This window comes from Streptomyces sp. GbtcB7, assembly GCF_019091445.1.
GTDB lineage: Bacteria > Actinomycetota > Actinomycetes > Streptomycetales > Streptomycetaceae > Streptomyces > Streptomyces mirabilis.
In genome coordinates, this window is the sequence record NZ_JAGXJM010000005.1 from 215,159 (window position 1) to 239,128 (window position 23,970).

25 protein-coding genes are annotated in these 23,970 nt (G+C 71.8%); 15 read left to right on the top strand and 10 right to left on the bottom strand.

The window, feature by feature from the left end:
- Positions 1-122 precede the first annotated feature (122 nt).
- Positions 123-965 (top strand): MBL fold metallo-hydrolase, encoded by an 843-nt coding sequence (locus tag KVT44_RS11230; protein WP_308313958.1) that lies wholly within the window; start codon positions 123-125, stop codon positions 963-965.
- Positions 966-1,028: 63 nt separating this feature from the next.
- Here the strand turns inward: KVT44_RS11230 and KVT44_RS11235 are convergent, their stop codons facing one another.
- Complete coding sequence (locus tag KVT44_RS11235) at positions 1,029-1,622, bottom strand: sigma-70 family RNA polymerase sigma factor (RefSeq protein WP_217566913.1); 594 nt, start codon at positions 1,620-1,622, stop codon at positions 1,029-1,031.
- A 132-nt stretch (positions 1,623-1,754) separates the two neighbouring features.
- Here KVT44_RS11235 and KVT44_RS11240 point away from each other — a divergent pair, with 132 nt between their 5' ends.
- Entirely contained in the window at positions 1,755-2,786 is a 1,032-nt protein-coding gene (locus KVT44_RS11240; protein WP_217566914.1) for a MerR family transcriptional regulator, read from the top strand.
- A 30-nt stretch (positions 2,787-2,816) separates the two neighbouring features.
- Here the strand turns inward: KVT44_RS11240 and KVT44_RS11245 are convergent, their stop codons facing one another.
- From KVT44_RS11245 to KVT44_RS11255, 3 genes are all read right to left on the bottom strand, one after another.
- Complete coding sequence (locus KVT44_RS11245; protein ID WP_217566915.1) at positions 2,817-3,539, bottom strand: DUF4142 domain-containing protein; 723 nt, start codon at positions 3,537-3,539, stop codon at positions 2,817-2,819.
- 238 nt (positions 3,540-3,777) lie between these two features.
- Positions 3,778-5,151, bottom strand: a complete 1,374-nt coding sequence (locus KVT44_RS11250; protein WP_217567021.1) for a deoxyribodipyrimidine photo-lyase — start codon at positions 5,149-5,151, stop codon at positions 3,778-3,780.
- A 118-nt stretch (positions 5,152-5,269) separates the two neighbouring features.
- A complete protein-coding gene (locus KVT44_RS11255) occupies positions 5,270-6,805 on the bottom strand; it encodes an SDR family oxidoreductase (RefSeq protein ID WP_217566916.1) in 1,536 nt (511 codons plus the stop codon).
- A 186-nt stretch (positions 6,806-6,991) separates the two neighbouring features.
- Here KVT44_RS11255 and KVT44_RS11260 point away from each other — a divergent pair, with 186 nt between their 5' ends.
- Complete coding sequence (locus KVT44_RS11260) at positions 6,992-7,159, top strand: hypothetical protein (protein WP_190172092.1); 168 nt, start codon at positions 6,992-6,994, stop codon at positions 7,157-7,159.
- Between the two features lie 10 nt (positions 7,160-7,169).
- Here KVT44_RS11260 and KVT44_RS11265 read toward each other — a convergent pair whose 3' ends face one another.
- Positions 7,170-8,096 (bottom strand): LysR family transcriptional regulator, encoded by a 927-nt coding sequence (locus tag KVT44_RS11265; protein WP_217566917.1) that lies wholly within the window; start codon positions 8,094-8,096, stop codon positions 7,170-7,172.
- A gap of 143 nt (positions 8,097-8,239) precedes the next feature.
- On the opposite strand from KVT44_RS11265, the gene KVT44_RS61030 reads away from it, so the two are divergent.
- From KVT44_RS61030 to KVT44_RS11285, 5 genes are all read left to right on the top strand, one after another.
- Positions 8,240-8,317, top strand: a complete 78-nt coding sequence (locus KVT44_RS61030) for a putative leader peptide (RefSeq protein WP_351520955.1) — start codon at positions 8,240-8,242, stop codon at positions 8,315-8,317.
- Positions 8,318-8,515: 198 nt separating this feature from the next.
- Positions 8,516-9,655, top strand: a complete 1,140-nt coding sequence (sfnG, locus tag KVT44_RS11270) for a dimethylsulfone monooxygenase SfnG (protein ID WP_308313959.1) — start codon at positions 8,516-8,518, stop codon at positions 9,653-9,655.
- Between the two features lie 59 nt (positions 9,656-9,714).
- The gene (gene ssuE, locus KVT44_RS11275) at positions 9,715-10,269 is read left to right on the top strand and encodes an NADPH-dependent FMN reductase (RefSeq protein ID WP_095856455.1); all 555 of its coding nucleotides are present in this window, start codon (positions 9,715-9,717) and stop codon (positions 10,267-10,269) included.
- Between the two features lie 4 nt (positions 10,270-10,273).
- Positions 10,274-11,458, top strand: a complete 1,185-nt coding sequence (locus KVT44_RS11280; RefSeq protein WP_217566919.1) for an SfnB family sulfur acquisition oxidoreductase — start codon at positions 10,274-10,276, stop codon at positions 11,456-11,458.
- 41 nt (positions 11,459-11,499) lie between these two features.
- Positions 11,500-12,642: an LLM class flavin-dependent oxidoreductase gene (locus KVT44_RS11285; protein WP_217566920.1), complete on the top strand. Its 1,143-nt coding sequence runs from the start codon at positions 11,500-11,502 to the stop codon at positions 12,640-12,642.
- On the opposite strand, the gene KVT44_RS11290 is transcribed toward KVT44_RS11285, so the two are convergent.
- The gene (locus tag KVT44_RS11290) at positions 12,632-13,714 is read right to left on the bottom strand and encodes an acyl-CoA dehydrogenase family protein (protein WP_217566921.1); all 1,083 of its coding nucleotides are present in this window, start codon (positions 13,712-13,714) and stop codon (positions 12,632-12,634) included. The two genes, KVT44_RS11285 and KVT44_RS11290, sit on opposite strands and share 11 nt — an antisense overlap.
- Before the next feature lie 115 nt (positions 13,715-13,829).
- Between KVT44_RS11290 and KVT44_RS11295 the strand changes: the two genes are divergently transcribed.
- The 5 genes from KVT44_RS11295 (at position 13,830) to KVT44_RS11315 (ending at position 18,987) form a co-directional block, all read left to right on the top strand.
- Positions 13,830-14,186: a YciI family protein gene (locus KVT44_RS11295; RefSeq protein ID WP_099924522.1), complete on the top strand. Its 357-nt coding sequence runs from the start codon at positions 13,830-13,832 to the stop codon at positions 14,184-14,186.
- Complete coding sequence (locus KVT44_RS11300; RefSeq protein ID WP_217566922.1) at positions 14,183-15,400, top strand: RNA polymerase sigma factor; 1,218 nt, start codon at positions 14,183-14,185, stop codon at positions 15,398-15,400. The genes KVT44_RS11295 and KVT44_RS11300 overlap by 4 nt, the downstream gene beginning before the upstream one ends.
- A 121-nt stretch (positions 15,401-15,521) precedes the next feature.
- Positions 15,522-16,880, top strand: a complete 1,359-nt coding sequence (locus tag KVT44_RS11305) for an aldehyde dehydrogenase family protein (protein ID WP_217566923.1) — start codon at positions 15,522-15,524, stop codon at positions 16,878-16,880.
- A gap of 256 nt (positions 16,881-17,136) precedes the next feature.
- Complete coding sequence (locus KVT44_RS11310; RefSeq protein ID WP_054233802.1) at positions 17,137-18,027, top strand: glycoside hydrolase family 19 protein; 891 nt, start codon at positions 17,137-17,139, stop codon at positions 18,025-18,027.
- Positions 18,028-18,081: 54 nt separating this feature from the next.
- Positions 18,082-18,987, top strand: a complete 906-nt coding sequence (locus KVT44_RS11315; protein WP_217566924.1) for an aldo/keto reductase — start codon at positions 18,082-18,084, stop codon at positions 18,985-18,987.
- 55 nt (positions 18,988-19,042) lie between these two features.
- On the opposite strand, the gene KVT44_RS11320 is transcribed toward KVT44_RS11315, so the two are convergent.
- From KVT44_RS11320 to KVT44_RS11330, 3 genes are all read right to left on the bottom strand, one after another.
- Complete coding sequence (locus tag KVT44_RS11320; RefSeq protein ID WP_217566925.1) at positions 19,043-19,753, bottom strand: dienelactone hydrolase family protein; 711 nt, start codon at positions 19,751-19,753, stop codon at positions 19,043-19,045.
- Between the two features lie 71 nt (positions 19,754-19,824).
- Positions 19,825-20,877 carry a sodium-dependent transporter gene (locus tag KVT44_RS11325; protein ID WP_217566926.1) on the bottom strand — a complete coding sequence of 351 codons (1,053 nt, stop codon included), beginning with the start codon at positions 20,875-20,877 and terminating at the stop codon, positions 19,825-19,827.
- Positions 20,831-21,577 (bottom strand): phosphatase PAP2 family protein, encoded by a 747-nt coding sequence (locus KVT44_RS11330; protein WP_099924528.1) that lies wholly within the window; start codon positions 21,575-21,577, stop codon positions 20,831-20,833. Before KVT44_RS11330 ends, KVT44_RS11325 begins: the two co-directional genes overlap by 47 nt.
- A gap of 371 nt (positions 21,578-21,948) precedes the next feature.
- Between KVT44_RS11330 and KVT44_RS11335 the strand changes: the two genes are divergently transcribed.
- Together KVT44_RS11335 and KVT44_RS11340 are read left to right on the top strand one after the other, a co-directional pair.
- On the top strand, positions 21,949-22,344 hold the full coding sequence (locus tag KVT44_RS11335) for a VOC family protein (protein WP_217566927.1): 396 nt from the start codon (positions 21,949-21,951) through the stop codon (positions 22,342-22,344).
- Positions 22,345-22,385: 41 nt separating this feature from the next.
- Positions 22,386-23,450: an adenosine deaminase gene (locus KVT44_RS11340; protein ID WP_217566928.1), complete on the top strand. Its 1,065-nt coding sequence runs from the start codon at positions 22,386-22,388 to the stop codon at positions 23,448-23,450.
- Here the strand turns inward: KVT44_RS11340 and KVT44_RS11345 are convergent.
- Complete coding sequence (locus KVT44_RS11345) at positions 23,438-23,947, bottom strand: DinB family protein (RefSeq protein ID WP_217566929.1); 510 nt, start codon at positions 23,945-23,947, stop codon at positions 23,438-23,440. The genes KVT44_RS11340 and KVT44_RS11345 overlap by 13 nt on opposite strands.
- Positions 23,948-23,970 lie beyond the last annotated feature (23 nt).

The following is a 23,970-nucleotide window of genomic DNA, read 5'->3' on the forward strand; positions in this document are numbered from 1 at the left end:
AACCTAACGACCGTTCGCAATTAGCTGACGATCGTTCGGTAGCTATGTACTCGGGTTCGTGAGCGGGCGGTACCGGCCGCGTACGAGCGACCCACCGAAGCGACCCACCGAAGGAACTCACCGTGAAGACCCATCACCTGAACTGCGGCTCCATGCGGACGATCGACACCGAGGAGGGGAGCCTTCCCGCGGTCTGCCACTGTCTTCTCGTGGAGACCGACCGGGACGGGCTCGTCCTCGTCGAGAGCGGCATCGGTACGCAGGACGTGGCGCGGCCCGAGGAGAGCCTCGGCCCGGACTTCCTCGGCCGGGCGCAGCCCGTCCTCGACCTCGCGGAGACAGCGTTGCACCAGGTCACCGCGCTCGGCTTCCGCCCGGAGGACGTCCGGCACGTCGTCCTGAGCCACCTCGACCTCGACCATGCCGGGGGACTGCCCGACTTCCCCTGGGCCAAGGTCCATCTGAGCGAGGCCGAACACCGCGCGGCGATGGCGGCCCCCGGGGCTCACCCCGAGGACCGCGTCCGCTACCGCCCCGCCCAGTGGGCGCACCGGCCGCACTGGGTGACGTACGGGCAGCCGCACGGCGAGGCGTGGTTCGGATTCGACGCCGTGCGCCCGCTGGAGGGCCTGGACGCCGAGATCCTGCTGGTCCCGCTCGGCGGCCACACCCGCGGCCACAGTGCGATCGCCGTCGCCGACGGTGATCGCCGGCTGCTGCACTGCGGGGACGCGTACTACTTCCACCACGAGATCGACCCCGACCGTCCCCGGGGACACCCCGGCTTGGACGTCCTCCAACAGATCACCGAGGTGGACCGGCCGCTGCGCCTCGGCAACCACGCCCGTCTGCGGGAACTGGTGCGGCTGCACGGCGACGAGGTGGAGGTCTTCAGCGCGCACGACCCGTGGGAACTGGCGCGCTACGCGGGCGGGGCCGAAGGTCCGGGAACGACTCCGACGTGATCGCGGTCCACCCCGGGCCCTGCGGCTGCCGGCGGATCGGCTCGCGGCGGCGAATTCAGGAGTTCAGCCGACGGCCTGCGCGCGCAGACAGCGGCGCAGTTGATGCAGTCCGCGCCGGGAGTGGCTCTTGACGGTGCCCAGTGGCCAGCCGGTGCATTGCGCGATCTGAGGCTGGGTCAGGTCCTCGTAGAACGCGAGGTGCAGCACCCGGCGCTGGGGCGCGGGAAGTCTGGCGAGCTCGGCGCGCAGGAGGACGCGGTCGAGCACGGTCTCCGGGCGGGCCTGGGTGTCGTCGACCGGGCCGAGGAGGGCTCCGGCGGCGGCGATCAGATCGGTACGGCGGGTCCGCGCGGAGAGCGCGTCGGCGATCTTGCGGCGGGTGATGCCGACGAGCCAGCCCACGAACGCGCCGCGCTCGGGGCGGTAACCCCGCCGGCCCTGCCAGGCGGCCAGGAACACCTGCTGGGTGACGTCCTCGGCCTCCCGGACGTCGCCGAGCGAACGTCCGGCCAGTGTGTGCACCAGCGTTCCCCAGCGGTGGTAGGCGGCCGTCAGACACTCCTCGTCGCCGTCCACGAGGCCCTGGGCCAGATCCGTGTCGGAGAGCGCCTCCCACCGCCCGTCGACGCACTGCTCGGTGCTGGAATCCACGGTCATGGCCACGGCTCCTCGGTTCGGGAGGGCTCCCGGTCACCGTGCGCTTCCCGCGACGCGCCCGGTGATCCCCATCGTGTGAACCGAGGCACATGACGGACAACTCGCATCGTTTGTGCGTCGTATAGTCGCCGCATGGGCGAGAACCGACCGACACAGCGGCGGGAGGCGGCGACGCGGCCCGGCGAAGCGGGCCTCACGACGGGGTCCCTGGCCCGCCGCCTCGGGGTGTCGCCCACGACCCTGCGTTCCTGGGACCGGAGGTACGGAGTGGGGCCCGCGGTGCGTTCCGACGGACGGCACCGCCGCTGGACGCCGCAGGACGTGGCCATGCTCGAGGAGATGTGCCGGCTGACCTCGGCCGGGGTACCGCCCGCCGAGGCGGCCAGGACCGCCCAGGAGGGCGTCGGACGGAAACGGCCCGGCCCGGAGCTGCCCGGGGGAGGTGACCGGCCCGGCGGGCATCGTTCGCAGGCGGCCGGCGCGCTGCCGCTCGGTGACGTCCGCCAGGAGTGCAGGGGTCTCGCGCGCGCCGCGGTCCGCCTCGACGCACCGACCGTGGGCGACCAGTTGGCCTCCCTCGTGGCGCGCTACGGCGTGGTCCTCGCCTGGGACGAGGTGATGGTGCCGACCCTGCACGCGGTCGGACGCAAGTGGGAGTCCTCCGGCGACCGTTACGTGGAGGTGGAACACCTGTTGTCCTGGCACATCTCGCGGGCCCTGCACCGTGCCACCGCGCCGGTCGGGCCAGTGGGAACCCCGGCCGCCGCCGCGGGGCCGGTGGTGCTGGCGTGCGTCCCGGGCGAACAGCACAGCCTGGCGCTGGAGGCGCTGCACGCGGGGCTCGTCGAACTCGGCCTGCCGACCCGGATGTTCGGCGCGGCGGTTCCGACGGAGGCGCTGACCGCCGCCGTACGACGGCTGGGCCCGAAGGCCGTACTGCTGTGGGCCCAGACGCGTTCGACGGCCGACCTGCCGTTGGCCCGGCATGTCGCGGACACCCGGTGGGGAGTCAGGGGGGCCCGCGGTCACCCGGCCGTGCTGCTCGGCGGGCCGGGCTGGGCGGGCCGCCCGGTGCGGGGGATGCTCCGCCCGCCCGGGCTTCGGGACGCCCTCGGGACCCTCTCGGCCCTGTACGACCCGCCCGTCCCGGTCACCCGGGGCTGATCGCCCGCGCGCCGTCGGGTCGGGTACGGCTCAGCCGACCGTTCCGGTGGGCGAGGGGGAGCCGCCGGCGGGCGGGGTGAGTACGGCGGTCGGCTCACCCGGCGCGGGCGCGGGCGGCGTGAGATCGGAGGCGGGCAGCTTCGGCGGGGTGGTCTCCTGGAACAGCACCTGGTCGAAGTTGACCAGTCCGGTCTTCTCCATCACCGTGATGTGGTCCAGCACGGTGGTGTTGGCCTGGTCGGCCAGTTGGCGTACCAGCGTGTTCTCGGTGGTGGACCGGATCTTGGCGACGGTGTTGAAGATCGAACCGTGGGTCACCCGCAGGATGTTGGCGAAGTCGGTGTCGAACTGCTTGCCGGTGTCGCCGCTCAGGGTCGACACGAACCCCTGCTGCTGAGGAGAGGGCTTGTTGGGGATGGTGATGCCGAGTGCGGCGGCGACCTTGCGGTCAGTCTCGTCCAGCGCGGCATGGCCCTTGACCAGGTGGTCACCGGCGGTCCTGACCGCCGGGGTGGTGCCCTTCTGCAGACCCAGCATCCCCACGGGGTACTCCCACAGCCCGGCCGCCCGCACCTTGACGACGAAGTCGCGGTCGGCCTCGGTCAGCGGGCCCGTCGCGGTGTTGGCGATGATGCGGTTCTGGGCAGTGGCCGTGGTCTGGAGTCCGAGCATGCTGGGGTACGCGAGCGCGGCGAGGGTCATGACCAACGCACCTGACACGAAGACGGTTCCTGCGGTTCGTGCAATGCGCATTGAGCCTCCTGGCGGGGCGACAGCCCGGAGTGTGACGCTCCGGTGGGCCGCTCGGTGGATCCGGTGCGTGGATCCGGTACGGGTGTGTCGGACGTTCACCAGTACGGCTGCGCGGGCCGGAGGAATCTCTAGGGAAAGTAAAATCTGTGCCGCCACCCGCGCAGTCGCGAACCGCTGAGCCACCGTCTCATCTGCCGCGATGCCGCGATGCCGCGATGCCGCTCGGCTGCGATGCCGCTCAGCCACGATCCCGAGCGGCCCTGAACCGGGCCAGCCCGTCGGAGAGTTCGACGACGGGGTCCGGGTAGTCGTACGCGGCGCGCTCCAGGCCCTGGAGTTTCCAGGGTTCGTGCACCGCGCCGCCCGCGAGCCCCGCCAGCTCCGGCACCCAGCGCCGGACGTACTCCCCGTCCGGATCGTACCGCTTGGCCTGCGTCACCGGATTGAGGACGCGGCCCGGCCGTGAGTCCGTGCCCGTTCCGGCCATCCATTGCCAGTTGAGCTGGTTGTTCGCGACATCGCCGTCCACCAGCAGGTCCAGGAAGTGCCGGGCCCCGATCCGCCAGTCCACGTACAGCGTCTTGGTGAGGAAGCCGGCGGCCAGCAGCCGTGCCCGGTTGTGCATCCAGCCCTCGTGGCGCAGTTGGCGCATCGCCGCGTCGACGACCGGATAGCCGGTGCGTCCTTCCTTCCACGCCCGAATGTCCTCGCGCGCGGTCCTCCCCGAGCGCCAACGGTCGTGCTTGGTGCGGTAGTCGGCCACGGCCGCGTCAGGCCGGGCGGCGAGCACCTGGTGGTGGAAGTCCCGCCAGGCCAGTTGGCGTACGAAGGCCTCGGCGCCCGGGCCGCCCGCCGCGCGCGCCCGGTGCACGAGTTCGACCGGGGAGAGGGTGCCGAAGTGCAGATGGGGCGAGAGCCGGGAGGTGGCGTCGCCCGGCAGGTCGTCACGACCGTCGTCGTACGAGGTGATCCCCGCCCGCAGCCAGGCCGTGAGCCGCTGCCTGCCCTCCCGCTCGCCGCCCCGCGCCAGCCCCGGCGACAGCCCGGACAGGCCCGTGCGGGAGGGGATCTCCTGCGAGCCGACGCCGTCCGGCACCCGGATCGCCCGGGGCGCGGCGACCGCGTTTCGCAGCGGCTCCTGCGACCAGCGCCGGAAGTACGGCGTGAACACGGCGAAGTGGTCCGAGCCGGACGGTGTGACGGCGCCGGGTGCGAGCGCGGTGATCACGGCGTCGTGGACATGAAATCGGCACCCCTCGCCCTCCAGAGCGGTGCGCAGCCGCTCCTCACGACGGCGGGCGTAGGCGCTCACCCCCGCCGCCATGTGCACCTCGTCGGCGTCCGCCTCGGCGACCACTTTGCACACCTGCGCGACGACATCGCCGGAGCGCACCACGAGACGGCCGCCGCGCTCCCGCAGTCCGGCGTCCAGGTCCGCCAGACAGTCCGCCAGGAACGCCATGCGGTTGGGCGCCGTGAACCCCGCTGCGGCGACGGCGTCGTCCCGTACGAACAGGGGCACCAGCGCGGCCGAGCCGTCCCGCGCCGCGCGCAGCGCCGGATGGTCGTGCAGGCGCAGGTCCGAGGTGAACAGGACGACCGAGACGTTCATGGTGTGACTCCGGGACAGGGGGAGGCGGTGCTGTGACGGGGTGGCGACGAGTGCGGCCATGACTGCTTCGGGCCCGCGGTCCCTCGCGGATGCGGGCATCGGTGAGGGGATGCGGGACTCAGTGGGACGGCACGGCGGGCCGCCGCGTCCCGGACGGTACGTCGGCCTCGGCCGCCGCCTTGGCGATGTTGCGGGCCATGCCGCCGAACACGACGGCGTGGAAGGGCGAGATGCTCCACCAGTAGGCGTGTCCCAGCAGGCCGTGCGGATGGAACAGGGCCCGTTGCCGGTAGCGGGACCGGCCCTCGGCGCCGGGCTCGGCGTACATCTCCAGCCAGGCGAGGCCCGGAAGTCGCATTTCTGCGCGCAGCCGCAGCAGACGGCCCGGCTCGATCTCCTCGACGCGCCAGAAGTCGAGCGAGTCGCCCACGCGCAGCCGGGCGGCGTCGCGCCTTCCGCGCCGCAGGCCGACACCGCCCACCAGCCGGTCCAGCCGGCCGCGGAGCGCCCAGACGGGCGGGAAGGAGTACCAGCCGTTCTCACCTCCGATGCCCTCGATCACCCGCCACAGCGCCCCGGGCGGCGCGTCCACCGCTTGTTCGCGTTGATCGGTGTAGAGGCTGCCGCCCGCCCAGTCGGGGTCGGTGGGGAGGGGATCACTGGGCGCGCCGGGCACGGAGGCCGACGACCACCGGGTGGTGACCTGGGCGTCCCGCACCCGTTGCAGGGCCAGCGACACCGCCTCGTCGAAGCCGATCGGACGCCCCGGGGGATCGGGGACGTACCGGACGATGTCGTGTTCGTGGCAGACGACCTCGTGGCGCAGCGATTCGGTGAGCGGGCGCGCGATGGACGCGGGCACCGGGGTGACCAGGCCGACCCAGTGGCTGGAGAGTCCGGGGGTGAGCACCGGCACGGGCAGGATCAGCCTGCGCGGCAGCCCGGCGACGGCGGCGTACCGCTGCATCATCTCCCGATAGGTCAGGACCTCGGGGCCGCCGATGTCGAAGGCGCGGTTGACCTCGGTGGGCATCCGCGCGCTGCCGACCAGGGCGCGCAGCACGTCCCGTACGCCGATCGGCTGGATCCGGGTGCGCACCCAGCGGGGCGTGACCATGACCGGGAGGCGTTCGGCGAGGTAGCGGAGCATCTCGAAGGAGGCCGAGCCGGAACCGATGATCACGGCCGCGCGCAGGACCGTGGTCGGCACGCCCGACTCCAGCAGGATGCGGCCCACCTCGGCGCGCGACCTGAGGTGCGGCGAGAGGCGTTCCTCGGGGACCCCCGCCGGGGTCAGGCCGCCCAGGTAGACGATCCTGCTCACCCCGGCGGCGCGGGCCTGCTCGCCGAAGGTCCGGGCCGCCTTCCGGTCGGTCTCCTCGAAGTCGTGGCCCGTGCCCAGGGCGTGCACCAGGTAGTACGCGACGTCGATGCCGCGCAGCGCCTCGGCGACCGAGCCGGCGTCCGTGACGTCGCCGCGCACCACCTCCGCGTCGCCGGCCCACGGGTAGTCGCGCAGCTTGGCGGGCGAGCGGGCGAGACACCGCACGCGGTGCCCCGCCTCCAGCAGCTCGGGCACCAGCCGGCCGCCGATGTAGCCGGTGGCACCGGTCACCAGACAGCGCGGGCCGGGGCGGGGATCGTCGTCGCTCATGGGTCCCTCCGTCGTTCACCGGGCCACCCGCTTTCCGTGTTCCCTCTCTCATCTCTTCCACGCGAACACGGCGGTCGGATGCGCCCAGGACCTGTCCGGCGGAGTCCTTACGGACATGTCCGGGGGAATCGCGGGCAAGCGAGAGAACACGAGAGTCCGAGGTCACAGCTGGAGGTGTCTGCCGTGATGGGCACGAAGGTGTTGAAGCGGTTTCCCGCGGGAGGCCCGCGCGGATCCTGGACGGCGGAGGAGTACGCGGCCCGGCGCCGCACCGAGGGGCAGCCCGCGACGGTGGTGATGGACCTGAAGTCGGACGCCTTCCTCGTGGTGGTGCCGGTCGGCGACGAGGACTGAACGACCCCGGTCAGGGCCGATCCGACAGCCGGCCGCCGAGCTCCACCGCCCTGCGCACGAACGCCTCGTGCAGGTCGTGGGCGGCACGCGGCACCGAGTCCGCCCGGCGGCGCCGCAGCATCAGCAGGACCCGTGTCGCGTCGTCCGTGAGCGGCCGGTGAGTGATCGCGCCGCACCGCTCGAGGGGATCCCCGATCACACTGAAATCGGGCAGGACCGTCACGCCCAGCCCCTCGGCGACCATGAGCTTGCCCATCTCCGCGCCGTCGGTCGTGTACGAGAGGGCCGGGCCGCGGCCCTCCAGGAACCGGTGGAGATAGCGGTGCATGACGTACCCGGAGCGCATGGCGATCAGCGCCTCGCGTCCGTCCAGCAGGTCCGCCCCCGACACCGCGTCGAGTGCGGCGAGCGGACTGTCCGGGCGCAGGCACACCACCGGTCGGCCGCGCAGCAGTTCGGTGGTCTCGAAGTCGGCGGGCAGGTCGTCGCCGTCGAGATGGTTCACCAGGCCCAGGTCGAGGCCGCCCTCCGACAGGGCCCGGTGGATCTCCGTCTGCTGGGCGCCGACCACCTCCACCTGCGTCAGCGGATGCGCCGCGCGGAATTCCCTGACCGTCGGGATGAGCAGGGGCACCGTCGCCGCGTTCACCGTGCCGACGCGGACCATCCGGCTGATGCGGTGCTGCTCGCCGGCCGCGCCGCGCAGCCGGTCCACCGCGTCCAGCACGTTGATGATGTGAGGCAGCAGCTCCCGCCCCTCGGCGCTCATCCGCGCGCCGGACCGCTTGCGCTCCAGCAGATCGACGCCGAGTTCGCGCTCCAGGTTCCGCACGGTCTCGCTCAACGCCGGCTGGGAGAGGTGGAGTTCCTCGGCGGCCCGGCGCAGTGAGCCGAGCCGGGTGACCGCCGCGATGTATTCCAGTTGTTCTGTCCGCACCCCAGCAGAATGCGGTCCATTTCACGGCCCGTTCAAGGGTTTCCCTGTCACACGTTCGTGAAATTCGGTGGTCCGCGATACGAGACCGGTCGGGTTTTCCTTGACTGCCCTCGCGGCAGGCTGCCACGATCGACGGCATGATGATGCGACTGGACCTCACGCGGCGACGCCATGTCGACCTCGCGCGCGTCTCCAGCGCCTCCTGTTGCACCGCGGCCTGAGTCCCCGGATCCGCCGCACCCCATCGGTCCCGCCGCTGTCGTCGGACAGCCATGTGCGGCGTTCCCACAGCACCGCCTGAATTCCGCGATCCCGTGCGCCGTCCTGAACGCGCCCTCTGAATTCGGCGTACCCGAAATCCGCAACAGGAGTTCCGCATGTCCGCAGCGCCCGTGAATCCTCTGAACCCCGTGAATCCCGTGAATCCCGTGAAATTCGCGTACTGGGTTCCCAACGTCAGTGGCGGCCTGGTCACCAGCAGGATCGAGCAGCGCACCGACTGGGGTTACGACTACAACCGCGAACTGGCCGTCCTCGCCGAGAACAACGGCTTCGACTACGCGCTCAGCCAGGTCCGTTACATGGCCAGCTACGGCGCCGAGTTCCAGCACGAGTCGACCAGCTTCAGCCTCGCCCTGCTGCTCGCCACCCAGCGCCTGAAGGTCATCGCCGCCGTCCACCCGGGCCTGTGGCACCCGGGTGTCCTCGCCAAACTCGGCGCCACCGCCGACCACTTGTCGAACGGCCGCTTCGCGGTCAACGTCGTCAGCGGCTGGTTCAAGGGCGAGTTCACCGCTCTGGGCGAACCCTGGCTGGAGCACGACGAGCGATACCGCCGCTCCGAGGAGTTCATCCGGGCCCTGCGCCAGATCTGGACCGAGGACCACACCGAACTCGCCGGGGACTTCTACCGGTTGCGCGACTTCTCGCTCAAGCCCAAGCCCCTCAACACGCCCGAACGCCCGCACCCGGAGATCTTCCAGGGCGGCAACTCCACCGCGGCCCGCGCCATGGCGGGCCGGGTCTCCGACTGGTACTTCTCCAACGGCAAGGACTTCGACGGGGTGGTCGAGCAGATCGCGGACGTCCGGAAGGCCGCGGCCGAAGTGGGGCGCAAGGCGCCGAAGTTCGGCCTCAACGGCTTCCTCATCGCCCGAGACACCGAGGCCGAGGCCCGCGAGACCCTGCGCGAGATCGTCGCCCAGGCCGACCACGAGGCCGTCGAGGGCTTCGGCGCCGCCGTGAAGCAGGCCGGCCAGTCCACCGCCGACGGCAAGGGCATGTGGCAGGACTCCAGTTTCGAGGACCTCGTCCAGTACAACGACGGCTTCCGTACGGGCCTGATCGGCACGCCCGAGCAGATCGCCGAACGGATCGTCGCCTACAAGCGGCTCGGCGTCGACCTCTTCCTCCTCGGCTTCCTCCACTACCACGAGGAGGTGGAGTACTTCGGCCGCCGGGTGCTGCCCCTGGTGCGCGAACTGGAAGCGCGGCTGCCGGACACGGGGACCGGGACCGGGATCGAGACCGAACCCGAGTCCGTCTCCGCCCACGTGTGAATCCGTTCCCCACTCCGCTCCCGCTCCTGCTCCCGCTCCCGCTCCCGAAAGAGGACCCCATGGCCACCGTCCTGTCCGTCTCCGGCAGTCCGTCCGTCTCCTCCCGCACCGCGAAGCTCCTGCGCCATCTGGACACCCGGCTGGCCGCGCAGGGACACGAGGTGATTCCGCTCGACGTCCGCACGATCCCCGCCGAGGCCCTGCTCGGCGCCGACTTCAAGCACCCCGCCATCGTCGAGGCGACCGAACTCTTCGCCCGCGCCGACGGCGTGGTCATCGGCACCCCCGTCTACAAGGCCGCCTACTCCGGCGTCCTCAAGGCCCTGCTCGACCTGCTCCCGCAGTACGCCCTCACCGGGAAGACCGTGCTGCCGCTCGTCACCGGCGGCAGCACCGCGCATGTCCTCGCCCTCGACTACGCCCTGCGCCCGGTCCTCAACTCCATGGGCGCCGCGCACATCGTCCAGGGCTGGTTCACCCTCGACAAGGACATCACCACGGGCGAGGACGGCGGCATCACCGTCGCCCCGGCCACGGCCGAGGCCCTCACACAGGTGGTCGACCAGTTCTCGGCGGCCCTCGGCAGCGCGCCCCTGCTGGCCGCGGCGGGCTGAGGCGATGTCCGCCAAAGTGATCGCCGACGACGTCGAGGCCCTGGCCGTCGCCGCCGCGCTCGCCGAGGAGTTCCGCGCCGGTGCCTCGGCGCGGGACTCCGAACGGCGGCTCCCGCGCGAGGAGTTGGACCGCCTCTCCGCCTCCGGACTGCTCGCCGTCACCGTGCCCGCCGAGCACGGCGGGGCGGACGTACGGCAGGAGACCCTCGCGGAGGTCTTCCGGCTGCTGGCCTCGGCCGACGCCAGCCTCGCCCAGATCCCGCAGAACCACTTCGTGTACGTGAACGTGCTGCGCCGCCAGGGCACCCCGGAGCAGCAGACGTTCTTCTTCGACGAGGTCCTGGCCGGGCGCCGCTTCGGCAACGCCCAGTCGGAGGCGGGCACCCGGCACGTCCAGGACATCCGCACCCGCCTCGACCCCGGCCCTGACGGCTCGTACGTCCTCACCGGCGTCAAGCACTACTCCACCGGCGCGCTCTTCGCCGACTGGATCCCCGTCCTCGCCCGCGCCGGAGACGACAACCTGCACGTCGCCTACGTGCCCCGCGGCGCCGACGGGGTCACGGTCGTCGACGACTGGGACGGCATGGGCCAGCGTACGACGGCCAGCGGCACCGTCCGCCTCGACGCCGTCCACGTGCCCGCCGACCGTGTCGTCCCCCACCACCTCACCTTCCAAGGGCCCCAACTCCACGGAGCGGTGGCCCAGTTGCTGCACGCCGCCATCGACGCCGGGATCGCCGCGGGCGCACTGGCCGAGGCCGCCGAGTTCGTCCGCACCAAGAGCCGGCCCTGGTTCGAGAGCGGCTTCGACACGGCGGCCGAGGACCCGCTCCTCATCCAGCGGTTCGGTGAACTCGCCGTGCAGGTACGAGCGTCCGAGGCGCTGCTCGGTGCCGCGGCCCGCACGGTGGACGCGGCCCGCGACGAGCTGACCGAGGACTCGGCGGCCGAGGCGTCCATCGCGGTGGCCGCCGCGAAGGTGCACACCTCCGCCACCGCCGTGGAGGTGGCGGGCGCCCTCTTCGAGCTGTCCGGCACCCGTTCCGCCCTCAACTCGCTCAATCTGCACCGGTATTGGCGCGACGCCCGCACCCACACCCTGCACGACCCGGCCCGCTGGAAGATCCAGCACATCGGCCGATACGTGCTGGGGGGCACCAAGCCACCCCGCCACGGCCTGCTGTGACCCCACTCGCTCATCGGCCCCCACGATCGGAGAACGCCCCCGTGTCCCTCACCTTCCACTGGTTCCTGCCCACCAACGGCGACAGCCGCCATGTCGTCGGCGGCGGTCACGGCACCCCCGCCACGGCCTTCGGCCGGAACCGGCCGCCGACGGTCGCCTATCTGAGCCAGATCGCCCGCGCCGCCGAGGACCTGGGCTTCGTCGGCGCGCTCACCCCCACCGGGGCCTGGTGCGAGGACGCCTGGCTGACCACCGCGATGGTCTGCCAGCACACCGAACGGCTGAAGTTCCTGGTCGCCTTCCGGCCCGGCTTCGTCTCACCCACGCTCGCCGCGCAGATGGCCTCCACCTTCCAGCGGCAGACCGGCGGTCGGCTGCTCCTCAACGTGGTCACGGGTGGCGAGAGCCACGAACAGCGTGCCTACGGCGACTTCCTCGACAAGGACGCCCGCTACCGCCGTACCGGCGAATTCCTGCAGATCGTGCGGGACCTGTGGGAGGGCAAGACCGTCGACCTGTCCGGCGAACACCTCCAGGTCGAGGACGCCAGGCTGGCCCGGGTCCCCGACCCGGTCCCCGAGGTCTACTTCGGCGGCTCCTCACCCATCGCCGGCGAGATCGCCGCCCGCCACGTCGACGTCTACCTCACCTGGGGCGAACCGCCCGCCCAGGTCGCCGAGAAGATCGCCTGGGTACGGGGGCTGGCGGCGAAGGAAGGGCGCACCGTCCGCTTCGGCATCCGGCTGCACGTCATCACGCGCGACACCGCCGAACAGGCCTGGACCGAGGCCCACAAGCTCCTGGACGGCTTCGACCCGGACACCGTGAAGTCCGTCCAGGCGGGCCTGGCCCGCAGCGAGTCGGAGGGGCAGCGGCGCATGCTCGCCCTCCACGGCGGCAACCGCGAGGACCTGGAGATCCACCCCAACCTGTGGGCCGGCATCGGCCTCGTCCGCGGCGGCGCGGGCACCGCCCTGGTCGGCAGCCACGACGAGGTCGCCGAGCGGATCAAGGAGTACCACGCCCTCGGCATCGACGAGTTCGTCCTCTCCGGCTATCCGCATCTGGAGGAGGCGTACTGGTTCGGCGAGGGCGTCCTGCCGCGCCTGGCCGCACAGGGCCTGTGGCAGCACCCGTTCGCACCCACGTCCGCCCCCGCCACACAGGTGCCCTTCACGAGCTGAGCGAACCGAACGAACCGGGCGAACCGAGCGAACCGAGTGCACCGAGGTGGGCGGCGCGCACCTGGGCGGTCTGCCCCTGCACCAGCAGGAACATCCCCTCGCGTGCCAGCCGTTGCGCCGGGCTGCCCAGGTCCATCGCGCGCCCGCCACCGGCCACGACCGCCGCGGTCGTGGCCGCGCGCATGACGTCGTACGCCCGCGTCTTGACCGCCAGCCGCTCCTCGATCCGCTCGGTCGGCACCGGGTGGTCGGCGAGTTCGTACGCCTGCCGTCGGACCTCGTCGAGGCGGGCGCGCAGCACCTGCCCGGTCTCCTTCGCCGCGGGATCGCCGTCCAGCAGGTCGAGCGCGGACGCGGTGATCCCGAAGACGGCCGGCGAGGCGTTGGTGTTCTTGGGGCGATCGGTGACCGCCCAGGTCTCGTACGGCGTGCGCAGGGCCACGGCGTCGTCCGGGAGCCACAGCCCGTCCAGCTCCAGGGACACCGTGCGCGAGGCGGTGAGCGCCGCCAGCCGCATCGGCGGCGAAGGGCGAAGTCCGGGCTGCTCGCGCGCCTCGGTGAACGCGAACAGCGCCTCGTCCGCGTCCGTCACCCCGGCGAGCAGCATCACGTCGTTCAGTCCCCAGCCCGTGTACCAGGGGACCGTCCCGTCGAAGCGCCAGCCGCCACGCTCACGGGTGACCCGAACGGGGACCCGCGGGTAGGCCCGCAGTTGTGCGTACGCGACCCCGGACAACAGCTCCCCGCTCGCCAGCGGGCCCAACAACCGTTCGCGGGCCGCGAGTTCGCCCTTCGCCAGGGTCAGCACCGGAGTGTGGTGCTGGGTCTGCACGAACCAGGTCGAGCAGCACGCCCCGGCCAGGATCTCGGCGGTCTCGCGGACCACCGCGGCGGGCGCGGCCGACCCGCCGTAGGCCACCGGCGCGCTCACCCCGAGCAGCCCAGACCGCTTGACCGCCTCGATGCTGCTCGCCGGCACGCCCTCCTGGTCCACGCGTTCCGCCCGTGGGGCCAGCACCTCGGCCGCCAGCCGTCCGGCCGCCGTGACGAGCGGATGCGGTGGGGTGGTCATCGAAAAAATCTCCCGCTGTCGTCGTGTCGTGTGTCGATCCGGCCGCCTCCGGTTCGTGTAGTCAGTGAAAGACCACCCGAGAACGAGCCGAGAACGACACGGCCGAGGAGCACACATGAAGTACTACCTGCTGAGCGTGATGCAGCCGTCCGGTGAGCCGCCGGCGCCCGAGATCCTGAAAGAGATCATGCACAATCTCGACGTCTTCCACGCGGAGCTGCGCGAGGCCGGTGCGTGGGTGTTCGCCGGGGGACTGCACGGACCGGAGACGGCCACCGTGGTGCGCGCCAAGGACGGCGACGTGCTCGTCACCGACGGCCCGTACACCGAGAGCAAGGAGTACCTGGGCGGGATCTGCCTGATCAAGGCACCCGACCTCGACGCGGCGCTCGAATGGGGCCGCAAGGCGACGCTGGCGACCACCCTCCCGATCGAGGTGCGGCCCTTCATGGGCGAAGCCGAGGACGGATGACCCCGAACGCCGACATCGAGGCCGTGTTCCGCGCCGAATACGGCCGCGCGGTCGCCGTCCTCGTCCGCTTCCTCGGCGACATCGACCTCGCCGAGGAAGCGGTCCAGGACGCCTTCACCACCGCCCTGGCGAAGTGGCCGGAGTCGGGCATACCGCCCAGCCCGGCCGGGTGGATCATCACCACCGCGCGCAACCGCGCCGTCGACCGGCTGCGCCGCGAGTCCACGCGCGAGGCCCGGCACGCCGAGGCCGAGCGGCTGTACGCCCGGGACGAACCGGCCGAGGAGGGTCCCGTGCGCGACGACCGGCTCCGCCTGATCTTCACCTGCTGCCATCCCGCGCTCGCCACCCAGGCCCAGGTCGCCCTCACCCTGCGCCTCCTCGGCGGTCTGACCACGCCGCAGATCGCCCGCGCCTTCCTCGTGCCCGAACCCACCATGGCCCAGCGCCTGGTCAGGGCCAAGGCCAAGATCCGCGACGCCCGCATCCCGTACCGCATCCCGCGCGACGCGGACCTCCCGGACCGTGTGGGAGGGGTGCTCGCGGTCGTCTACCTCATCTTCAACGAGGGCTACGGCGGCAGGGAGGACCTCTGCGCCGAAGCCGTCCGGCTCGGCCGACTCCTCGTCGAGCTGATGCCGGACGAGCCCGAGGCCCTCGGCCTGCTCGCGCTGATGCTCCTCATCGAGTCGCGCCGGCCCGCCCGCGCCACACCGGACGGCGACCTGATCCTCCTCTCCGAACAGGACCGCTCGCGATGGGACCGCGATCTCATCACCGAAGGACAGACCCTCGTACGCCGCTGTCTGCGCCGCGACCGGCCGGGCCCGTACCAGATCCAGGCCGCGATCAACGCCGTACACAGCGACGCCCCGACCGCGGCCGCCACGGACTGGGGCCAGATCCTCCGGCTCTACGACCAGCTGGCCGCGCTCGCCCCGAGTCCGGTGGTCGCCCTCAACCGGGCCGTCGCCGTCGCCGAGGTCGAAGGCCCGGAGCAGGCACTCGCCCTCGTGGACGCGCTCGACCTGGACGGCTACCACGCCTTCCACGCCGTACGCGCGGACCTGCTGCGCCGCCTCGGGCGGCACACCGAGGCCGTACGGGCGTACGAGGCGGCCATCGCGCTGACCGGCAGTGCACCGGAGCGCGCCTACCTCGAACGGGCCCGCGCGGCACTCCCGCCGAGCCCGCACTCCGACCTCCGTCCGTGACGTCGTGATCGCGGAACGTGTTCTTCGTGTACCCGGAATTTATTTGGCCACATGAAAGGTTGGCGTTTACACCGAGCCCTCCGGCTCAAGCATCGAGCCCTCCGGCTCAAGACGACCGCCCGTGGGCCGCCAGGTCCGCACCGATCAGCGAGGCACCGTGAACGACCGCACCCCCGAGCAGCCCGCCGACATCGTGGCCCGGCTGCGCGCCACCTTCCGCTCCGGCCGCACCAAGCCCCTCGCGTGGCGCACCACCCAGCTGCGCCGACTGCGCGAACTGCTCACCACGCACGGCGCCGAGCTCGCGGAGGCCCTCCACGCGGACCTCGGCAAGAGCTCCACCGAGGCCTTCCGCACCGAGATCGACTTCACCGTGCGCGAGATCGACCACACCCTCGACCACCTCGACGAGTGGCTGCGCCCCGAGTCCGCCCCGGTCCCCGCCCACCTCGGCGCCGACGCGACGGCCTGGACGCGGTACGACCCGCTGGGTGTCGTGCTGGTCATCGCCCCCTGGAACTATCCGGTGCAGCTCCTGCTGACGCCGATGCTCGGCGCGCTGGCCGCGGGCAACGCGGTGGTCGTCAAGCCCAGCGAGCTCGCCCCCGCCACCTCCGCCGCCCTCGCCCGCCTGCTGCCGCGCTACCTCGGCACCGACGCGGTCGCCGTCGTCGAGGGCGCCGTTCCGGAGACCACCGCGCTGCTGGCGGAGCGCTTCGACCACATCTTCTACACCGGCAACGGCGCGGTCGGCCGGATCGTGATGCGGGCCGCCGCCGAGCACCTCACCCCCGTCGCCCTCGAACTGGGCGGCAAGTCCCCGGCGTTTGTCGACCGTGACGCCGACCTGTCCGTCGTCGCCGACCGGCTCGCCCGCGGCAAGTTCCTCAACGCCGGGCAGACCTGCGTCGCGCCGGACTACGTCCTCACCGACCCGGAGACCGCCCGCGCGCTGGAGCCCGAACTCGCCCGCGCCGTCGAGGCCCTGTTCGGTGTCGATCCGCAGCGGTCGGGCGAGTACGGACGGATCGTCAACGAGCGGCACTTCGACCGGCTCAGCTCGCTGCTCGACTCCGGGCGCACCGTCATCGGCGCTACCGGAGACCGGGCCACCAAGTACCTCGCGCCCACCGTCCTCGCCGACGTCGACCCCAAGGCCCCCGTGATGCAGGAGGAGATCTTCGGACCGATCCTGCCGATCGTCACGGTGACGGGGCTGGACGAGGCCATCGACTTCATCAACGACCGCGACAAGCCCCTGGCGCTCTACGTCTTCACCGAGTCGGACACCACCCGGGGGCGGATCGCCGAGGAGACGTCCTCCGGAGGCCTCGGCCTCGGTCTGCCGCTCGCCCATCTGACCGTCTCCGACCTGCCGTTCGGCGGGGTCGGCGAGAGCGGCATGGGCCGCTACCACGGCCGCTACTCCATCGAGACGTTCAGCCACCGCAAGGCGGTGCTGGAGAAGCCGCTGGGCTGAGTCGGCCCCGATGGTGCCCCGGTAGATCGTCGAGGATCTGCCGGGGCACCGTTGTGCGACCCTCTCTGCCAACGTTGTCAGATCTGACTGGTCTACACCCTTGACTGGTACATACCAAAGCGGTTGAGTGTGGCTCCACACCCCCCACCACGGCCGCCCCCGACGCCGTGGCCGGCCCCGCCGGCACGTGCGCACAAGGCTCCGCTCCGCGCTGCCCTTGTCCGGGAGCGGCCGTGTCCCGCAAAGGAGTTGACCTGTGTCGAGGCGCCGCATCTCCGCAGTCCTGATCGCCCTCGCCCTCGCGTCCGCCACCCCGGTGCTGCTGCCGGCCGCCGGCGCCTCCGCCGCCGCCTGTTCGAGCTATCCGAGCTGGGTGGCCGGGAGGTCGTACGTCACCGGTGACGTCGTCCGCTACACCGACGGGAAGACCTACATCGCCGAGCACGACAACCCGGGCTACGACCCCACCATCAGCACCTGGTACTGGGACCCCTACGCCTGCGACGGAGGTTCCACGCCTCCCTCCGACGGCTTCGTGGTGAGCGAGGCGCAGTTCAACCAGATGTTCCCGAACCGGAGTTCCTTCTACACCTACAGCGGTCTGCGGGCGGCGATGAGCGCCTATCCGGCCTTCGCCAACACCGGCAGCGACACCGTGAAGAAGCAGGAGGCCGCGGCCTTCCTCGCCAACGTCAGCCACGAGACCGGCGGTCTGGTCTACGTGGTGGAGCAGAACACCGCCAACTACCCGCACTACTGCGACTGGAGCCAGCCCTACGGCTGCCCGGCCGGACAGTCGGCCTACTACGGCCGCGGCCCGATCCAGCTCAGCTGGAACTTCAACTACAAGGCCGCGGGCGACGCGCTCGGCATCGACCTCCTCAACAACCCCTACCTGGTGCAGAACGACGCCGCCGTGGCCTGGAAGACCGGCCTCTGGTACTGGAACACCCAGACGGGTCCCGGCAGCATGACGGGCCACAACGCCATGGTCAACGGCGCGGGATTCGGCCAGACCATCCGCAGCATCAACGGCTCCCTGGAATGCGACGGCAAGAACCCGGCACAGGTGCAGAGCAGGGTGGACGCCTACCAGCGCTTCGTGCAGATCCTCGGGACCTCGGCCGGCGGCAACCTCTACTGCTGATCGGCCGTCGACGGCAGCCGCCCGGGCCCGGAAAAGGTATGCGAAACTGCCGCGATGACCTCGGAAACGATCACCGCGGAAGCTTCGGGCAGCTGGACACTCGGAGATCTCCCCGTCAGCCGCATCGGCTTCGGCGCGATGCGGCTGACGGGCTGCGCGGCCTTCCACCTCGGCACGCCGAGCGACCGCGACCGGTCGATCGCCGTGCTGCGCCGCGCGATCGAGCTGGGTGTCGACCACATCGACACCGCCGCGTTCTACTTCTCGTCGGTGCGCTCAGCGAACGAGCTGATCAACAGCGCGCTGGCCCCGTACACGGACGACCTGGTCATCGCCACCAAGGTCGGCCCGTTCCGCGACTACTCGGGGGAGTGGGGCACCCCGGCCCGGCCGGACCAGCTCCGTGCCCATGTCGAGGAGAACCTGCGGCAGTTGGGCCGCGACCACCTCGACCTCGTGTATCTGCGGCGGACGGGCCAGGACTCGATCGCCGAGCACTTCGGCGCACTGGCCGAGCTGCGCGAGGCGGGGCTGATCCGGCACCTCGGCATTTCGAGCATCGGACTCCGGCACCTCGCGGAGGCGCAGGCCATCGCGCCGGTGGTGAGCGTGCAGAACCAGTACGGGCTCGACTCCCCGAACGCCGAGACCGACGAACTCCTGCGCACGTGCGGGGAACAGGGCGTCGCGTTCGTGCCGTTCTTCGCGATCGCGGGCAAGGGCGGCGCGCAGGGTCCGAGCGGCAGCGACGGTGACGAGGTGCTCGCCGTCGCGCGTGCGCACGGCGCGACGCCCGCGCAGGTACGCCTCGCGTGGACCCTGCGACAGGGCCCGCACGTGCTCGCCATCCCCGGCACCGGCAGCCCGGACCACCTCGTCGAGAACGTCGCCGCCGGCGCGCTGCGGCTCACCGACGACGAGATGGCCCGCCTCGACGCACTCCATCGGCCGGGCGAGTGACCGAGGGGCGCCGTCATCCGGGGCGGTCCTCGTCGGGCCGCCCCGGGTGGCCTGCTCAGCCCAGTTGCTCGTGCAGGAAGGGCACCGTGCGCTCCCAGGCCCGCGCGGCCGACTCGGGGTCGTACGTCTCCGGTCGGCCGTCGTTGAAGAAGGCGTGGTTGGCCGGGTAGAGACGGAAGTCCGCGGCGATGCCGGCCTGTTGCTGGACCGCCTCCCTCAGCTGCTCCAGGTTCTCCTTCGGGATGCTCGTGTCGAGTTCGCCGTAGTGACCCAGGATCTGCGCCTTCAGGCGGGAGAAGTCGGGCAGTTCACCCTGGATCACGCCGTAGAACGGCACCGCCGCGCTGACCCGGGGGTCGGCCGCGGCCAGGTAGAGGACGAAGCCGCCGCCCATGCAGAAGCCGACCGCGCCCACCGTGTCCGAGGTGACCTCGGGCAGCCCGAGCAGGTGATCGACCGCACCGGAGAGCAGCTCGACGCCGCGCGACACCGGCAGCTCCTTCATCATCCGGAAGGCCTCGCCGCTGTCATGGGCGACATTGCCGCCGTACAGGTCGGGCGCGAGGGCCACGAAGCCCTCCGCGGCCAGCCGGTCCGCCACCTGCGCGATGTGGTCGGTCAGACCCCACCACTCCTGGATGACGATCACCCCGGGTCCCTGCCCGGACGGCGGCAGCGCCAGATAGCCGTGGGCCGTGGTCCCGGCGCTGGGGAAGGTCACGTTCTGATGGGCGGGGGCTCCGGTCGGCTTCGGCAGCTCGGACATCGCACTCAACTCCTGTGGGGCAGCGCTGGACAGGAGCCGGCGGGGCCGGCCCCGAGTTGATCTCCACGATGTCATGCGCGGGCGCCCGGTCTGCCCCCGGCCCGCACGACGCGCCCCGCGGCCACCTTCTGCAGCAGGCTGTACGCCAGCACCGGCAGCAGGACGTGCGGCCGGTCGGGCAGGGTCGTCGTGATGAGGACCGCGCTCGCGCTGCTGTTGTTCATCCCGCAGGCCAGTGTCACGGAGGCGCCCGCCGGAGCGTCCAGGCGCAGTGCGCGGGCCGTGATCCCGCCCAGGGCGAACGACAGGCCGCAGACGGTGGCGGCGACGACCAGCGCCGCCACCAGCAGCACCGGTTCGGGATGCGTGAGGAAGGGGCCGAGGACACCGCTGGCGTTGACGTACGTCAGGAGCAGTGAGCCGATCATCGCCGTGGGGACCGCGCCGGCGAGGAGGCGGGTCAGCGCACGGTCCGACAGGGCGAGCCGGCACAGGATTCCGGCACCGCAGGGGAGCAGGACTCCCGTGAGCGCGAAGGCGTGTCCGGTGGTCCGGGCGGCCCCCGCCAGCGTGTTCGCGTAGTCGCCGCTCAGCAGGGGGCACAGGGCCGTCATGGTGACCGGGATCGTGAGCGGGCTGACGATCGTGGACGCCAGCACCAGGCCCACGGTCGTCGACTGGTCGCCGTCCCCCTTGCTCGTCCACACGGTGGCCCCGGCCGCCACCGGCATCGCGACGATCAGGATCATCGCCGCGATCATTCCGCTGCCCCCGTCGCTGTCGGGCGACCGGCTCAGGGCGAAGGCGACGCCCGGAATGATCAGCAGGGGTGCGACCAGATGGAGCACGAGCCCGGTCAGCAGTGCGGTGGGGCGCCTGACCAACTCCCGCAGTGCGTGGACCGGCACCTGCAGGCCGGCGGTGAACAGGAGCAGGGACAGCAGGAAACGCGGGGCCTCGAAGGCGATGTGCGGTATCCCGGCCGCCCCGATCAGGTGCGGATGACGCAACCACCGCCCCGGCGCCGGCAGGGCCGCGGCGGCGAGGTACGACGCGCCGACGGCCCAGCCGAGGTGGTCACGGAGCCGAGTGAGGGGGGACTTCGCGGTGCGGGTGGGAGTCATCGGGGCGCTCTTCCGTCGTGGTGGGACCGGGGCGGAGACGGAGCGCCGATATGGCGGAGAACGTGTGCGGGGCGATGCGGGCAAGGGCGTAGACGCTGAGGCTCAGCCAGCACAGGGCGAACAGCCAGCCGCCGAGCACGTCGGAGAACCAGTGGACGCCCAGGTAGACCCTGGTGAGTCCGACCAGGACGGCCCAGCATGCGAGGAGCGCCGCGAGGGCGCGCCCGCCACGGGGCGCCCGCGCGAGCACCGCGAGGACGAGCAGACCGCCGGTGATGGCGGACGTGGTGGTGTGGCCCGAGGGGAAGGACCAGCCGGAGGCGTGCGTGGCCCACTCCACCGTCGCGGGGCGGGGGCGGGCGACCAGGGTCATCACGCCGTACCGAACGGCCTGGGCGGCGGCGAGACAGCCGACGCAGCCGAGGGCGAAGAGGATCCGCTGTCGTGCGGTGCGACCGAGGACGACACCCGCCAGCGCGACCAGCAGGTACGGCAGGACGCCCGTGCCCGTGTAGGTCAGCCCGCGGGCCACGGCCAGCGCCACGGGCGGGCGGTGGTCCGCGGACCAGGTGTTGAGGTCCTGGTCGCCGAAGAGAGGGGCGCCGTCCTGGCCGGTCACGACCAGCGTCAGCAGTACGAAGGCGACCAGGCTGCCGACCGCGGTCGATCCCGCGAGGTCCGACGCGTCCGCACGCCTCATGACAGGGCCCGGGGGACATCGACCGCGTACGGCGGGGCGGTGCGCAGGGCTGCGGACATCGACGGGGGCCCCTTCCATGAAAGGCGTGCGGGCGCGTCGGAAGACCGCGTCCGCGGTGACTACAATCCTGTAGACGGTCTACAGAACTGTAGACGATTGGCGGGCCGAGATCGTTCCCGCGGCGGCCGCGAAAGATGAACGCCGTGCCTGGGCCACGGCCTTGCCGGACGCCGGCGGGCGACGGGGGCCGGGGTGTGCCCAGGGTCCCGCACCCCGCCGCACCTGGCGACTCGGCATGGGCGGGGCGGGCGGGAGCATGCGGTGGGATGCCGTACCCTAGCGTGTTACGTATAACTACCTAAGGGGTCCCGATGCGACGCATCGCGCTGGTCACCCTCGTCGTCGACGACTACGACGAGGCGATCCGCTTCTACACCGAAGCCCTCGGGTTCCGGCTCGTCGAGGACCAGCCGCGGCCCGACGGCTCCCGCTGGGTCGTCGTCGAGCCGGGCACGGAGGGCGGCGGCAGCGGACTGCTGCTGGCCCGGGCCAAGGACGAGGCGCAGCGCGGCCGGGTCGGCGACCAGACCGGCGGGCGCGTGGGCTTCTTCCTGCACACCGAGGACTTCGCCCGCGACCACGCCCGCATGCGCGAGGCGGGCGTCACCTTCCTGGAAGAGCCGCGCCACGAACCGTACGGCTCGGTCGTCGTCTTCCAGGACCTGTACGGAAACCGCTGGGACCTGCTCCAGCCCGCCACCGCCTGACATCCACCCATCTGTTCAGAACCTGCCGAGGAACGACACGCATGACCGCGCCCCGCATCGACATCGACACCATCCGCCGCCTCCCCAAGGCCGTGCTTCACGACCACCTCGACGGCGGCCTGCGCCCCGCCACGCTGGTGAAGCTCGCCGAGACGGTCGGCCACACGCTGCCCACCACCGACCCGGACGCGCTGGCCGCCTGGTACTACGAGGCCGCCAACTCCGGTGACCTGGTGCGCTACATAGCCACCTTCGAGCACACCCTCGCCGTGATGCAGACCCGCGAGGGCCTGCTGCGCACGGCCGAGGAGTACGTGCTCGACCTGGCCGAGGACGGCGTCGTCTACGGCGAGGTCCGGTACGCGCCCGAGCTGATGGTGAACGGCGGGCTGACCCTGCCCGAGGTCGTCGAGACCGTGCAGGAGGGCCTGGCGGCCGGTATGGCCAAGGCGGCGGCAGCGGGCACCCCGGTCCGGGTCGGCACCCTGCTGTGCGGGATGCGCATGTTCGACCGCACCCGGGAGATCGCCGACCTCGCGGTGGCGTTCCGGGACGCCGGCGTCCTCGGCTTCGACATCGCGGGTGCCGAGGACGGCTTCCCGCCCGCCGACCACCTCGCCGCCTTCGAGCACCTGCGCGGCGAGAGCGTCCCGTTCACCATCCACGCCGGTGAGGCCCACGGCCTGCCCAGCATCCACCAGGCCCTCCAGGTCTGCGGCGCCCAGCGCATCGGCCATGGCGTCCGCATCACCGAGGACATCGTCGACGGCAAGCTCGGCCGCCTCGCGGGCTGGGTGCGCGACCGCCGTATCGCCCTGGAGATGTGCCCGACGTCGAACCTCCAGACGGGCGCCGCGATCTCCATCGCCGAGCACCCCATCACCGCCCTGCGCGACCTCGGCTTCCGCGTCACCCTCAACACCGACAACCGTCTGGTGTCGGGCACGACGATGACGCGCGAGATGGCACTGCTGGTGGAGGAGGCGGGCTGGACGGTGGAGGACCTGCGCACGGTCACGGTGAACGCCGTGAAGAGCGCGTTCATCCCGTTCGACGAGCGCAAGGCCCTCATCGAGGACGTCGTGCTGCCCGGCTACGCCCTCTGAACCAGCCCCCGTACATAGGCGGCCTGTCCGACGTGCTGCAGATCGTCGGACAGGACGCTGACCAGCCGTACGCCCAGCGTGACCGCGGGTTCCCAGCGCTCGTCCACGATCCGCTCGAAGTCCTTGGCGGTCAGCCCGCGCAGGAACTCCAGCGTCTGTTCGTGCACGGCGTCGTAGTACCCGGTCAGCAGGTCACCGGAGTCGACCCGCACCTTGGCGACCTTGGCGGAGCTGTGCCCGTACCCCGTGTCCCGGCGCGGCAGATCGAGCCCGAAGCGCTTCTCCCAGTCCTGCGCGAGCCAGACCTGCTCGAGCCCGGCGGCGTCCGCGACATGGTCGTCCTGGACGCGGGTGAGGTGCCAGACCAGCCATGAGACGGAGTTGGCGTCGTCGGAGGGGCGGGCGTTGAGAACGTCCGGCGGCAGGCCCCCGACGGCGGCATGGACCTCTTCCTGGATGCGGCTGTACGCGTCGATGAGGATGTCCTTTGCATGCATGCGTCCACCATCGCGCATCGCGG